Source organism: Enterobacter sp. PGRG2, assembly GCF_030291195.1.
GTDB lineage: Bacteria > Pseudomonadota > Gammaproteobacteria > Enterobacterales > Enterobacteriaceae > Enterobacter_D.
In genome coordinates this window covers 3,546,270-3,559,913 of sequence record NZ_CP127837.1, presented here as the reverse complement: position 1 = coordinate 3,559,913, position 13,644 = coordinate 3,546,270, and the positions used below count along the sequence as shown (strand labels likewise).

Below are 13,644 nucleotides of genomic sequence, written 5' to 3'. Positions count from 1 at the left end.
CACCCCTGCGGATTAATCAGCCAGGTACCCGGCGTGGCGATCGCCAGCGACTGCGTATGCGTCTGGCTGCCGCTTTGCAGCGTAATATCATACTTCCCGGCCGGCAGCTGAATAAACGCGAACCCGCTCGACGCGGCCACCGCCTTCTGCGGCTTGCCGTTTACCAGCAGATGATCCGCATCGCTCATGCGAATATACACCCGCGCGATAAGCCCGCCCGCAGGCGTTGGCGTCACCGGCGTGGCCGTTGGGGTAGCCGTCGCGGTTGGTGGCGCATCGGGAACCTCCGCAGGCTCGCCGCGGAACAATAAAGCCCCGACGATCACCCCGACCAGCACGCCTGCGGCGATTTGCAATGGCGATTTAACGCGCGCCCACAGCGGTTTTGCCGCCGCGGCTTCTTCTACCGGCACCAGCATCGTGCCGGTTTTTTTCAGCCCGCCAATTTCAGTGCTGCGATGGGTATTGATCTCCGCCAGCGCCGCAAAGGCTTCAATTGACTGCGGACGGGCTTCCGGTTTCAGCGCCAGCGCCTGATCCACGGCCCGTAACAGCGCCGGTGACCAGCCTGCCGGTGGATTTTCCGTGAGACGAATACAGTTGTCCTGAATGCTGCGCGTCACGCTGGCTGGGGGCGCAACGCCTGTGATCAGCGTATAGAGCACCGCGCCCAGGGCGTAAATATCGGTCCAGGGTCCGATCTGATTTTCCAGATCGCTGCTGTACTGCTCCAGCGGCGCATAGCCCGCATGCAGCATAGTGGTATTGAGATCGCGTACCTCGTCGCCCTGCGGACGGGAGACGCCAAAGGTCAGCAGCAGCGGCACGCCGTTGTCCTGAATCTGAATACTTTTCGGCGATAAATCGCGGTGGATCACGCCTTCCGCATGCAGCGCCGCCAGCGCGCCGCACAGCATTGGCAGGATACGACGCACCCACTCTTCGTCCAGCACGTCCGGCTGTTGCTGATGCAGTTCCGCCAGGGTGATGCCGCTGTAATAGCGCGTCACCGTGTAGGCGGTGTCATTTTCCGTCCAGAAGCGCAGCACCTGTACCAGTTCCGGATAGTTAAACTTCGCCAGGCGGCGGGCGTCCTGAATAAAGGCGGTAAGACCTGCGCTGTATGCCGGATGATCCTGCTGGCTGCGTAGCCCGAGGTGCATGTCATCGCTGCGCACCACCATCGCGCGCGGCATATATTCGCGAATGATAACGGCGCGTTCCAGCTGATGATCCCACGCACGATAGACAATCTCGCACGGCGTGGTCTGCAAAACGTCCTGTATTTCAAATTCGTCAAAACGATAGCCCGGCGGCAGAGCGTCGGCTATCGCTGGAGTGTAATCGCTGGTTGTCATTATGCGGCTTCTCTGTTCCAGACGGACGTGATCATTTTTGCGTGCGCCACGAACCGGCGGCCGGGTCGCGAAGTTGCGGATGCAAATTATCGATTAACAGCAGCGTCAGCGGTGTGCCCGGCTCCAGCCATTGCGACCAGACCTTGCGTACCGCATTCAGGCGCGTCTGTAATCGCGCTTCGTCCAGCGCCAGTTCACGGGACACTTCGACGGCCACCGTGCCGTTACTTTTCCAGCCGTTAATTTCCGGGCTGTAAGGCAAAATCATCCAGCTCTGCGGGGCCTGCTCGTTGCTGACCACCATGCGTTCATTATTGACGCTGGTGATAAGGAGCGTATCGGCATTCACCGCGCTGCTTAATCCGCTGACCGGGAAACCGTGCACAAAGGTCATCATCATGCGCTTATCGCCATTGACGCCGCTTTGCACCATCTCGCTGCGCCCGTTCAACCAGCCGCCTTTCTCACACTGATCCTGGGCTTTGGCGGGAATAAACAGCGCCGAGGCATTGGCATCGCCGCGCCAGAAGGTGCGCAGATGGCAGCCATCCTGCAGGGTAAATTCCAGCCAGGGGGTGCGATCGGCCGGGGCGGAGAGGGTGGCCTGCGCCGGTGCGCCTTCCGGCTCCAGCGTTTGCGGCGCGATATCCAGCGCCCAGTCACTCTCTTTACTGGCGGTGCCGGTCGCCAGCACATGATCCTGCGGATCCACCAGCTGCCAGCTAATCTGCGTCAGGGTGCTGCACTGACTCAACAGCAGTTTGCCGAGGCGTGGCATAAAGTTACTGAGAATGAACGGGTTTTTATCGCCCATCGTGGTAATACGCAGCGGGAGTTCAGCGGCGCACCAGCTTTGCGGGGAGTTATCCTTTATATCGTCTATCCAGACATCCAGCTTCTGCGAAGGGGATTGCACGATGCGATAATTCCCAGCTGACGCGGTAGTGGTTGCCAGAAGCAATGCCAGACCGGAGAGCCAGAGTTTCATAAAAATCCTTGTTAGCCTGTGAAAAATGAAGTTGCGACTTCATCACCCTGGATACGTATTTTAGTTCAGAATTATCTTATGAGAAGGGGGAGCGACGTTGCATCTGCTCCCCGTTGTGAATTCAGTCGATGATCCAGGTACCGCTGTCGCCTTTCTGACAGGCTTTGCTGCTGTCGTCCACGGCCACGCAGGTGGATTTTTTCGCCGCGCGTTTCGGACGCGGACGGTCGCTTTTCAGCGCCTGCTCGTAACGCTCGCTGACCACCATGGCGCGCTGCGGCACGTAGCCCAGCAACTGAGGGTTATCCGTGGTGCTGATGGCCAGCCAGGATTGTTCAACAAAACCTAACACCATATAGGTTTCGCCGGTTTTCAGCTCGCCCAGCACCTTGCCGCTGAAATCGGGCTTGCTGAGGATGGAGCCGGGGTACATCGCCCGGTATTCATCGTTAACCGGGTTAAATTCTTTAGGCGGGACCACAATATGACGGTGGGTCAGCGTTACACCATTTACCTGACTGGTCACGATGGTATCGTCGGTGATTTTCGGCGGCGGCGCTTTACACCCCACGACGGTGCTGACCACTAAAAGGAGTAACAAGCTTCGCAAATTCATCGTAACTTTCCCTGCAATAAAGTTGAACCCGACGTGAAATATGCCATGCTGCCTGGATAACCGGTGCACCGGCAAATCTGCCAACGCAAAACGGTAAAGCAATTAACATGGATTAGCATCATCTTTATGATTTTACATTGACTGATTAACAATTCAATGGCGTTTGCCAGCCCGCCTCTCACAATGCTGAATAAACCGCCATCATGCATAAGTATGAGATTAAGTTGATTCTTATCCCTTACCTGACAGGGGTTAATCCCAGCTTATCTTATGGTGTTGAGTAAAGGCTATATTGCGTTATTTCGCACGTGACAATCGACTAAAAAAAGAGATTTTTCTTAGGTTAAATCAGCGCATCAAAACGTGCCTTACGCCTGCCGGTGAAAAAGACGCCTGCACCGCTTTGCGGCACTGCCCCATTTTGGGTCGCTATTTTCGCTCACCGCCTCCTTATCGCCCGTGAAAATCACCGCCGCCGGGGAAAGATAAAACTGGCACAGCGCTTGCTTTATTCATTTCAGAAGGCAGCGCATCAGACAATTATCTGTAAAAAATAGCGGGCTAGGGTTCCGGTTCACTCATGTGAATGCTGGTCCGAGAGCACGCGACCTCTGTGAGGTTACACGGCGGGACAAAAACCCGGGAGACAGCAGCACCAGATGGTGTCGCGCTGCCCCCTTTTTGTCCAACCAGAGGTCGAACCATGAAGACATTTCCCTTGCTCCGCACCCTCGCGCTGTCACTTGTGATGCTGACCAGCCTGCCAGCCCTTGCTGCCGCCAAAAAAGAGTTCAACGTCTGCTGGACCATCTACGCCGGCTGGATGCCCTGGGGCACCATTGCGGGTGACAAAATCATCGACAAATGGGCCAGTAAATACGGCATTAAAATCAATGTTGTGCAGCTTAACGACTATATCGAATCCATTAATCAGTACACTGCGGGCCAGTTTGATGGTTGCACCATGACCAATATGGATGCGCTGACGATTCCGGCTGCGGGCGGCGTCGATACCACCGCGCTGATCCTTGGCAGCTACTCGGAAGGCAACGACGGCGTGGTGATGAAAGGCGAAGGCAAAACGCTGGCGGATCTGAAGGGCATGAAGATCTACCTGCCGGAGCTGTCGGTGTCCCACTATCTGCTGGTGCGCGGGCTGGAGAAAGCCGGGCTTGCCGAACGTGACGTAACGGTGGTGAATACCTCCGATGCGGATATTGTCTCTGCTTTTAGTACGCCGGACGTCGAAGCGGCGGTGGCATGGAATCCGCAGCTGTCAGTGATCAAGAGTACGCCGCAGGCGACGGAAGTGTTCAGCTCTGCTGCGGTGCCAGGGGAACTTATCGACATGATGGTGGTGAACACCGCCACCCTGAAAGACAATCCCGCGCTCGGCAAAGCCCTGACCGGCGCCTGGTATGAAATGATGGGCCTGATGAAAGCGCAGGATGCGAAAGCCCTTAATGCGATGGCGGCGGCCTCCGGCACCGATCTGGCGGGCTACCAGGCGCAGCTCAAAACCACTCATCTGTTCTATACCCCGGCGGATAACCTCACGTTCACCACCTCGGCCGATCTGGCAAAAACCATGCAGCGCGTGGCGCAGTTTTCCTTTGATAAAGGTCTGCTCGGCGATGGCGCACAGAGCGCGGATTTCATCGGCATGGCTTTCCCCGGCAACGTTACTCAGGGCGATGCCAGCAATATTAAGCTGCGCTTTGACGACAGCTTCCTGAAAATGGCCGTGGCCGGGACGCTCTGATGCGCCAGATTAACCGCCATCCGTCCCGGGGTATGCACATCATGCTGATGCTACTGCCGTTTATCCTGCTGCTGGCGGTGTACTTCATCAGCTCGGCAGTGCGGCTTGACGCCAACCCGCATGACAAGCTGCTGCCGGGGCTGGATCAGATGCTGAGCGCGCTTGACCGGATGGCGTTCACGCCAGACCGCCGCAGCGGTGATTACCTGTTCTGGATGGACACCCTGATGAGTCTGGCGCGTCTGCTGACCGGGCTGTTGATTGCGTCGCTGCTCGGCCTGTGCATCGGCATTACCGCCGGCGTTTTCCCGCTGTGGCGGGCGTCGCTGTCGCCGCTGATGACCGTGCTGTCGATGATCCCGCCGCTGGCGATCTTACCGGTGCTGTTTATCGTCTTCGGGCTGGATGAGCTGTCGAAAATCATGCTGATAGTTATCGGCATCACGCCGATGCTGGCGCGGGATCTGGAGCACCGCGCCCGTGAAATTCCGCAGGAGATCATTATCAAAGCCCAGACCCTCGGCGCGAACAGCTGGACGCTGGTACTGCGCGTGGTGCTGCCGCAACTGCTGTCACGCCTGCTGACCTCGCTGCGGCTGCTGCTGGGCTCGGCATGGCTGTTCCTGATTTCCGCCGAAGCGATTTCGTCCACCGCCGGGCTGGGTTACCGAATTTTCCTTGTGCGCCGCTACATGGCGATGGACGTGATCATTCCTTACGTGGTGTGGATCACGCTGCTGGCGTGGCTGATGGATCTGGCCCTGCGCAAACTGCACAGCGTCTGTTTCCCGTGGGCGGAAGGGGGCAAAGCATGAGTTTTATCAGTATCAACAATATCTGGCAGGAGTACGGCGATCATGTGGTGCTGGAGCGGGTTAACCTGCAAATCCGGGAAGGGGAGTTCTGCTCGATGGTCGGCGCGTCCGGCTGCGGCAAATCCACTTTCCTGCGTCTGCTGCTCGGCCAGGAAGCGCCCAGCCGCGGCACTATCACCCTTGACGGCAAACCCCTGACCGCCGAGCCGGATCGCAGCCGTGGCGTGGTATTCCAGCGTTATTCCGTATTTCCGCACCTCAACGTGCTGGATAACGTGGCCATTGGCCTTGAACTGCCCCATGCGCCGCTGCTCGGGCGGCTCTTCGGCAACCGTAAAAAAGCCGCCCGGGAACAGGCGGCGCAGATGCTGCACAAAGTGGGGCTGGGACAGGCGCTGCATAAATACCCGGCGCAGCTCTCCGGCGGGATGCAACAGCGGCTGGCCATCGCCCAGGCGTTCATTATGCAGCCGCGCGTGCTGCTGCTTGATGAGCCCTTTGGCGCGCTTGATCCCGGCATCCGCAAAGACATGCACGGCCTGCTTTTACAGCTGTGGAGCGAAACCCGCATGACGGTGTTTATGGTCACTCATGACCTGTCCGAGGGCTTCAACCTCGGCACCCGTCTGCTGGTGTTCGACAAAGTGCGAATTGATCCCCACGAACCTAATGCGTATGGCGCGCGCATTACCTACGACATTCCGCTTAACGAAGCGCGCATGGCGGAAGTGATGGCCGCGGCCCCGGTTAACGTCGTATCCATGAAGGAGTACATCTGATGACGCAACAGTATCATTCCGCCCCCGCGCTGCGGGAGGAAACCGTCCCCGGCGGCGGCCATCTCTCTTTTATTCTCAAGCGTGGGCAGATCCTGCGCATGACCGATCTGCACGGCGGGGCCAACGTCAGCATGATGATGCTTAACGCCCATGAAAAAAGTGAACGCCTGAATCTGCCGGACACGCTGAAAGGTCAGCACACCGCGCGGCTGACCGCCGGGCACTGCTTTTACTCGGATATGGGCCGTGTGCTGACCGGCATTCTGACAGACAGCTGCGGCTGGCACGATCCCTTCGGCGGCGTGCTGAACGCGGCGGAAACGCTGGAGAAATACGGCGAAGGGCGCTATCAAGAGCGACGCAACGGTTTTTACCGCAATGGCATGGATAACCTGCTGGTGGAGATGGGCAAGTGGGATCTGAACCTCGAAGATCTGCTGATGGTGGTCAACTTTTTCAGCAAGGTCAGCGTGGATGAAGACGGGCGTTTCCATTTTCAGCGGGATTTTTCCGCGCCGGGAAGTGTCGTCGAACTCTATGCGGCGATGGATACGCTGATCGTGCTCACTTCGTTACAACATCCTTTGGATCCAGACCCGGAGTACGCCCCGCGCCCGGTGGCGCTCAGCTGGTTCACGGCGGACGATCCGCAGGCTGCGGAACACGCGCTGTTAACGCGCCCGGAAAACGGTCGCGCGCTGGATAACACTCACCTGTTTGCCCTGTAAGGAGACGCATCATGACGCTGGTTGAAAGCCAAAAAAATCCGCAGCAGGCGGTGTTCCGCCATGTGATCCCGGCAGGGGAGCATTATCTGTTTGATGTTAAACGCGGGCAGACGCTGCGCCTGGTCGATCTGGAAGGCAATCAGGCGATCGATACGCTGTTCTATAACGCCGATAACCCGCGCGAGCGCTACGATCCCCAGCGCACGCTGCGCCGTCAGCGAAATGCTTACCTGACTACCGGCAGCGTACTCTGGTCGGGGCTGGGCAATCCGCTGCTGACCATCGTGGCCGATACCTGCGGGCGTCACGACACCCTCGGCGGCGCCTGCGCCCAGGAGAGCAACACCGTGCGCTACTCGCCGGAGGTGCGCTATATGCACAGCTGCAGGGATAACTTTCTCTGCGCCTGCCTGCACGATGGTCGTCTGCACAAGCACGACATCGGCGCGAACATCAATTTCTTTATGAACGTGCCGGTGACGCCGGAGGGCGGGCTGACCTTTGCCGATGGCATTTCTGCGCCGGGCAAATACGTCGAGCTGCGCGCCGAATGCAATGTCATTGTGCTGATTTCCAACTGCCCGCAGCTGAATAATCCCTGCAACGGCTGGAACCCGACTCCGGCGGAGGTGCTGGTATGGAACTGACGCGCTTACAAAAACTGCGCCGCGCGATTTTCCGCCTGTTCGAAGTGCGTGCCAACCGGCTGAAATGAGGCGGGCTTTTGTCGGGTGGCGCTGCGCTTACCCGACCTACGGATCGATGATGATTGTAAGTTTGTAGGCCCGGCAAGCCTGCGCCGCCGGGCGTAAACGGATAATCCAAATAAATTTTCCCCCTGGACGACCAGGCGGCGACACTTTTCCGGCGGGACGACCCGCCACGGTTCGGGGCTGGATCATGTTCACTAAACTCCTTATTGCCAACCGCGGGGCCATTGCCTGCCGCATTCTGCGCACCCTGCGCGACATCAACGTCCAGGGCGTCGCCGTCTGGTCTGAATCGGATGCCAGCAGCCTGCATATCCGTGAGGCGGACGAAGCGATCTGCCTCGGCAACGGCCCGGCGGCGCAAACCTATCTCCAGGTGGATAAAATTCTTGCCGCCGCGCGTGACACCGGTGCGCAGGCCATTCATCCGGGTTATGGCTTTCTCTCGGAAAACGCCGCCTTTGCCGACGCCTGCGACGCCGCGGGCATCGCCTTTATCGGCCCGACGGCAGAGCAGCTGCGCGTCTTTGGCCTGAAACATACCGCCCGCGCCCTGGCAAAACAGCACGGCGTGCCGATGCTCGAAGGTACCGATCTGCTGGCGGACAGCGACGCGGCGCTGGCGGCGGCGGAACAGGTCGGCTACCCGGTGATGCTGAAAAGCACCGCGGGCGGCGGCGGGATCGGTATGCGCGTCTGCGATACGCCGCAGGCGCTGGCTGATGCCTTTGATGCAGTGCAACGCCTCGGCAAAAACAACTTCAGCGACGCGGGAGTATTCATTGAAAAATACATCCAGCGCGCGCGTCATCTGGAAGTGCAGATTTTCGGCGATGGTCGCGGCGAGGTGATCGCCCTCGGCGTGCGCGACTGCTCTGTGCAGCGTCGTAACCAGAAAGTGCTGGAAGAAACCCCCGCGCCCGGTTTGCCTGACGGCATGGCGGAAGCCCTGTGCGCCGCCGCTGTGCGTCTCGGGCAGGCGGTGCAGTATCGCAGCGCCGGTACGGTGGAATTTGTTTATGACAGCGACGCCGGGCAGTTTTACTTCCTCGAAGTGAATACCCGTTTACAGGTGGAGCATGGCGTCACCGAGCAGGTGTGGGGCGTGGATCTGGTGCGCATGATGATCGAACTGGCGGCAGGGGATCTGCCGCCGCTGCGCGACATCGCCGCCACCCTCACGCCGCGCGGGCATGCGGTGCAGGCGCGGCTGTACGCCGAAGATCCGGGACGTCAGTTTCAGCCGTCCCCCGGTCTGCTGACCGAAGTGGTGTTCCCGCTGCAGGATCGCCAGGCGCTGCGTATCGACACCTGGGTGGAGTCCGGCTGCGAGGTGCCGCCGTTTTTCGATCCGATGCTCGCTAAAATCATCACCCATCAGCCCACCCGTGACCAGGCCATCGCCGCGCTGGATGAGGCGCTGGCGCAGACCCGGCTGTACGGCGTGGAGACCAACCGCCACTATCTGCGGCAAATTATCGCGGACGCGCCTTTTGCCTGCGGCCAGCCGTGGACGCGCTGCCTGGAAAATCTGCATTATCAGGCTGATACCCTGGAAGTGTTAAACCCCGGCACCCAGACCACGGTGCAGGATTATCCGGGCCGCCTCGGTTACTGGGCAGTGGGGGTGCCGCCGTCCGGCCCGATGGACGATCGCGCGCTGCGGCTTGGCAACCGCTTACTGGGTAACGCGCCCGGCGAGGCGGCGCTGGAGATCACCCTGAGCGGCCCGACGCTGAAGTTTAATACTGCCGCCGTGGCCGTTGTTACCGGCGCGGCGCTGGCGATCACGCTGGACGGCGAGCCGCAGACGATGAACCGCGTGTTTGCCATTCCGGCAGGGGCGACGCTGCGGCTGGGTGATCTGACGGCGCAGGGCGTGCGCAGCTATCTCTGCCTGCGCGGCGGCTTTGCGGTGCCGGAGTATCTCGGCAGCAAAAGCACCTTTACGCTCGGGCAGTTCGGCGGCCATGCCGGGCGCGCGCTGCGCACCGGCGATGTGCTGCACCTGACGCCGCTCACCGATACCCGCACCGGGGCGGCGCTGCCCGATGCGCTGCACACCCGGCTGCCGGCGGTGCGCGAACTGCGGGTGATCTACGGCCCGCACGGCGCACCGGAATATTTCACACCCGGCTACATGGACACCTTTTTCGCCACCGACTGGGAAGTGCATTTCAACTCCAGCCGGACCGGCGTGCGCTTAATCGGCCCGAAACCGGAGTGGGTGCGCGAAAGCGGCGGCGAGGCGGGTCTGCATCCGTCGAATATCCACGACAACCCTTACGCCATAGGCGCGGTGGATTTTACCGGCGACATGCCGGTGATCCTTGGGCCGGACGGCCCGAGCCTCGGCGGATTTGTCTGCCCGGTCACTATTATTGAAGCGGATCTGTATCAGCTCGGGCAGCTCAATGCCGGGGATAAGGTGCGCTTTGTGCCGGTAAGTATTGAGACTGCGCGACTGCTGGCTCACGCCCGGGCGCAGGAGCTGGCGTCGCTTGCGCCGGTCAGTATCAACTGGCATCCGGAACCGTTCGCCTCGCCGGTGGTGATGGAGACCGGGCATGGCGATAAGCGTCTGGTGGCGCGGCTGTCAGGCGATACGCATTTGCTGCTGGAAATCGGCGACGCGGAGCTGGATCTGGTGCTGCGTTTTCGCGGTCACGGGCTGATGCAGGCGCTGGAGGCGCTGGCGCTGCCCGGCGTAATCGACCTCACGCCCGGCATTCGCTCGCTGCAAATCCACTACCAGCCTGACGCGATGCCGCTCGCCACCTTGCTGAAGACGGTGGCGGAAGCCTGGCGCGGGGTCTGTCAGCAGGAGGATTTACAGGTGCCATCGCGCATCGTCTGGCTTCCACTTTCCTGGGACGATCCGGCGTGCCAGAAAGCCATCGACAAATACATGACCACCGTGCGGCGTGATGCGCCCTGGTGTCCGAGCAACCTGGAGTTTATCCGCCGTATTAACGACCTGGAAAATATCGACGCGGTGTATAAAACCGTCTTCGACGCCAGCTATCTGGTGATGGGGCTGGGGGATGTCTATCTCGGCGCGCCTGTGGCTACACCGCTCGATCCGCGGCACCGGCTGGTGACCACCAAATATAACCCGGCGCGTACCTGGACGGCGGAAAACTCGGTGGGTATTGGCGGGGCCTATATGTGCGTTTACGGCATGGAAGGACCGGGAGGCTATCAGTTCGTCGGACGCACGCTGCAAATGTGGGATCGCTATCATGAGCTGCCGGACTTCGGCGGCAAGCCCTGGCTACTGCGCTTTTTCGATCAGATCCGTTTTTATCCGGTATCGGCAGAGGAACTGCTCGACATCCGCCGGGATTTCCCGACGGGGCGTTATCCGCTGCGCATTGAAACCACAACCCTGCGTCTGGCGGAGTACCAGCAGTTTCTGGCGGCGGAAGCCGACAGCATCGCCGCGGCCCGTCGCCATCAACAGGCCGCTTTTAACGCCGAGCGCCAGCGCTGGGAAGCCTCCGGTCAGGCCCATTTCGACAGCCATGAGGCGACAGCGGATGAAAGCGACGATGCGGCACTTAAACCTGGTCAGCGCGGCATCGACAGTCCCATTGCCGGAAATCTGTGGCAGGTTAACGTCGAACCCGGCGCGCAGGTGCGTGAAGGCGACGTACTGGTGGTGCTGGAGTCGATGAAAATGGAGATCCCGCTGGTGGCAAGCGCGGACGGCGTGGTGGAGCAGGTGCGCGTGCAGCCCGGATCTCCGGTGCGCGCCGGTCAGTGTGTGGTGGTGATCACAGAACACTAAAGACTTCAGTTGGTTACAGGGATGTAATTTAGATGTAAATGGAATAATTTCCTTTTGCGATGAAGTTATCTCTCCCCGCGCCGATAGATCCTGTGAGGGATGTTGCTGCACAGGCTGTGCCACACAGAATCTGCAACTCCGGGGAGAGCCGTAATGGCAACACAACACAATAAGAAAACATTAAGTACACGCGCACAAATGCTGCTGACCGGCGCACTGACCATTACGCTGGGCTTTGCGGTGACCATCGGCGTGCTGAGCTGGCAATCCAGCCGTCAGCAAAAACAACTGGCCGAAGAGTATTTGCAACAAATCGCGCAAACGAATGCGCTGAAAGTGCAGCATGAACTGAGCTATGCCCGCGATGTGGCGCGCAACCTTGGTCATAACCTGATCGCGCTACCGGCGGCAGGCAAGGCAGACCGCGCCATTGCTGACAAAATGGCGGAATATACCCTGCGCGCCAATCCTGAATATCTTTCAATGTCCGTGATTTTCGAAGAGAACGCCCTCGACGGGCGTGACGCCGAGTTTGCCGCGCTGCCGGGCCAGGCGCCCGGTGGTCGCTACGCCTGGTTTGTTGATAAAGACGCGGGCGGCAAATACAGCATGCACCCGCTGACCAGTTATCTGACGCCGGGGCAGGGGGATTACTATCTGCTGCCGCAAAAATCCCGCAAAGACACCGTTACCGAACCGTACACTTACGCCTATAACGGCGTCGATACGCTGCTCACCTCCGTGGCGGCGCCCATTGTCGAGGAGGGGAAATTGTGGGCAGTGGTGACGGCCGATATTTCACTCGCCTCGCTACAGGACAAAATCGCGCAGATCAAACCCTGGCATGGCGCAGGTTATGCGGTGCTGCTGTCCAGTAAAGGTAAAATTGTCGCGTATCCTGATAAATCCCTGACCAGCAAAGCCTGGTCCGAACCGGTGGGCAGCCTGAGCAGCACCATGGCTGAACGCCACGATCCGATCCTCGGCGAAGACGCGCTGGTCACCTGGCAGCCGATTACCGTCGGCAACAGCGATGAGCACTGGCTGCTGGGCGTGGTCGCGCCTGTCAGTCTGGTGATGGCGGCGGCTAACCGCCAGTTGATGTGGGCCATTGCGCTGATGGTGTTAAGCATCGTCATTGTCAGCGCTTTACTGGGGCTGGTGTTCAGCCGCAAAGTGCTTAAACCGCTGGGCGGCGAACCCCGTCAGGCGGCAAGCTTCGCGCTGGCGGTCGCCGATGGACGCCTCAGCAACGCGATTACCGTGCACGGCAACGATCGCAGCAGCCTGTTCTACGCGCTCAATACCATGCAGACGCAACTGCGGGAGATTGTCGGGCAGATCAAAGACGCCAGCCTGTCGGTGCGCCAGGGGGCGGAGGAGATCGCCAGCGGCAACCTGAATCTGGCTTCCCGTACTGAGCAACAGGCTGCGGCGCTGGAGCAGACGGCGGCCAGCATGGAGCAGATCACCGCTACCGTTAAACACAATACCAGCAACGCCCATCAGGCCACCGAGCTGACGGCGAACGCCACCCGCATCGCCAGTCGCGGTGAAAAACTGGTCGGGCAGGTGGTGCAGAATATGGCGCAGATTGACGAGAGTTCCCGCAAAATCAGCGACATTACCACCATGATCAACAGTATTGCCTTCCAGACCAATATCCTCGCGCTCAACGCCGCCGTCGAAGCGGCGCGCGCAGGGGAACAGGGGCGTGGCTTTGCGGTGGTGGCGACCGAGGTGCGTAACCTGGCGCAGCGCAGCGCCAGCGCGGTGAAAGAGATCGCCACCCTGATTGAGGAGTCGACCCAGCGCGTGGAAAGCGGCGTGCAGCTGGTGCAGGACGCCGGTAAAACCATGCAGGAGATGACCCAGGCGGTGAGCTCGGTGCAGAGTATTATCGGCGAGATCGTCAATGCCTCGGAAGAGCAGTCGCGCGGCATCAGTCAGGTGACCATCGCGGTGAATGAGATGGACGGCGTGACTCAGCAGAACGCCGCGCTGGTGCAGCAGATGTCAGCGGCAGCCAGCTCGCTGGAGGATCAGGCGGGGCAGCTGGCGCAGACGGTGGCGCAGTTCCGGCTGGAGGCTTAGGGTT

Annotated in this window: 10 protein-coding genes and 1 riboswitch; of the genes, 7 read left to right on the top strand and 3 right to left on the bottom strand. The window is 59.9% G+C overall.

Annotated features, from left to right (window positions below; translation table 11 throughout):
• The 3 genes from QRD42_RS15925 to QRD42_RS15915 all read right to left on the bottom strand — a co-directional run.
• On the bottom strand, positions 1-1,358 hold a 1,358-nt coding region (locus QRD42_RS15925), incomplete at its 3' end, for a serine/threonine-protein kinase (protein ID WP_321987600.1).
• A gap of 31 nt (positions 1,359-1,389) precedes the next feature.
• Entirely contained in the window at positions 1,390-2,346 is a 957-nt protein-coding gene (locus tag QRD42_RS15920; protein WP_072568711.1) for a hypothetical protein, read from the bottom strand.
• 121 nt (positions 2,347-2,467) lie between these two features.
• Positions 2,468-2,962, bottom strand: a complete 495-nt coding sequence (locus QRD42_RS15915) for an SH3 domain-containing protein (protein ID WP_072568710.1) — start codon at positions 2,960-2,962, stop codon at positions 2,468-2,470.
• A 550-nt stretch (positions 2,963-3,512) separates the two neighbouring features.
• Positions 3,513-3,610, top strand: a riboswitch (guanidine-I (ykkC/yxkD leader).
• 55 nt (positions 3,611-3,665) lie between these two features.
• Between QRD42_RS15915 and QRD42_RS15910 the strand changes: the two genes are divergently transcribed.
• From QRD42_RS15910 to QRD42_RS15880, 7 genes are all read left to right on the top strand, one after another.
• Complete coding sequence (locus tag QRD42_RS15910) at positions 3,666-4,724, top strand: putative urea ABC transporter substrate-binding protein (RefSeq protein ID WP_321987599.1); 1,059 nt, start codon at positions 3,666-3,668, stop codon at positions 4,722-4,724.
• Positions 4,724-5,539: an ABC transporter permease gene (locus QRD42_RS15905; RefSeq protein ID WP_318375135.1), complete on the top strand. Its 816-nt coding sequence runs from the start codon at positions 4,724-4,726 to the stop codon at positions 5,537-5,539. Before QRD42_RS15910 ends, QRD42_RS15905 begins: the two co-directional genes overlap by 1 nt.
• Positions 5,536-6,318 carry an ABC transporter ATP-binding protein gene (locus QRD42_RS15900; RefSeq protein WP_321987598.1) on the top strand — a complete coding sequence of 261 codons (783 nt, stop codon included), beginning with the start codon at positions 5,536-5,538 and terminating at the stop codon, positions 6,316-6,318. Before QRD42_RS15905 ends, QRD42_RS15900 begins: the two co-directional genes overlap by 4 nt.
• Entirely contained in the window at positions 6,318-7,046 is a 729-nt protein-coding gene (locus QRD42_RS15895) for an urea amidolyase associated protein UAAP1 (RefSeq protein ID WP_318363710.1), read from the top strand. The genes QRD42_RS15900 and QRD42_RS15895 overlap by 1 nt, the downstream gene beginning before the upstream one ends.
• An 11-nt stretch (positions 7,047-7,057) precedes the next feature.
• Complete coding sequence (locus QRD42_RS15890; RefSeq protein WP_072568705.1) at positions 7,058-7,693, top strand: urea amidolyase associated protein UAAP2; 636 nt, start codon at positions 7,058-7,060, stop codon at positions 7,691-7,693.
• Positions 7,694-7,946: 253 nt separating this feature from the next.
• Positions 7,947-11,546 (top strand): urea carboxylase, encoded by a 3,600-nt coding sequence (uca, locus tag QRD42_RS15885; protein ID WP_321987597.1) that lies wholly within the window; start codon positions 7,947-7,949, stop codon positions 11,544-11,546.
• A 153-nt stretch (positions 11,547-11,699) separates the two neighbouring features.
• Positions 11,700-13,640 carry a methyl-accepting chemotaxis protein gene (locus QRD42_RS15880; protein WP_321987596.1) on the top strand — a complete coding sequence of 647 codons (1,941 nt, stop codon included), beginning with the start codon at positions 11,700-11,702 and terminating at the stop codon, positions 13,638-13,640.
• The last annotated feature ends 4 nt before the right edge of the window (positions 13,641-13,644 follow it).

Bases quoted from the DNA above. Each gene is read 5' to 3' on its own strand.
- QRD42_RS15920 (WP_072568711.1), bottom strand. From the start codon at position 2,346: ATGAAACTCTGGCTCTCCGGTCTGGCATTGCTTCTGGCAACCACTACC.
- QRD42_RS15915 (WP_072568710.1), bottom strand. From the start codon at position 2,962: ATGAATTTGCGAAGCTTGTTACTCCTTTTAGTGGTCAGCACCGTCGTG.
- QRD42_RS15910 (WP_321987599.1), top strand. From the start codon at position 3,666: ATGAAGACATTTCCCTTGCTCCGCACCCTCGCGCTGTCACTTGTGATG.
- QRD42_RS15905 (WP_318375135.1), top strand. From the start codon at position 4,724: ATGCGCCAGATTAACCGCCATCCGTCCCGGGGTATGCACATCATGCTG.
- QRD42_RS15900 (WP_321987598.1), top strand. From the start codon at position 5,536: ATGAGTTTTATCAGTATCAACAATATCTGGCAGGAGTACGGCGATCAT.
- QRD42_RS15895 (WP_318363710.1), top strand. From the start codon at position 6,318: ATGACGCAACAGTATCATTCCGCCCCCGCGCTGCGGGAGGAAACCGTC.
- QRD42_RS15890 (WP_072568705.1), top strand. From the start codon at position 7,058: ATGACGCTGGTTGAAAGCCAAAAAAATCCGCAGCAGGCGGTGTTCCGC.
- uca (WP_321987597.1), top strand. From the start codon at position 7,947: ATGTTCACTAAACTCCTTATTGCCAACCGCGGGGCCATTGCCTGCCGC.
- QRD42_RS15880 (WP_321987596.1), top strand. From the start codon at position 11,700: ATGGCAACACAACACAATAAGAAAACATTAAGTACACGCGCACAAATG.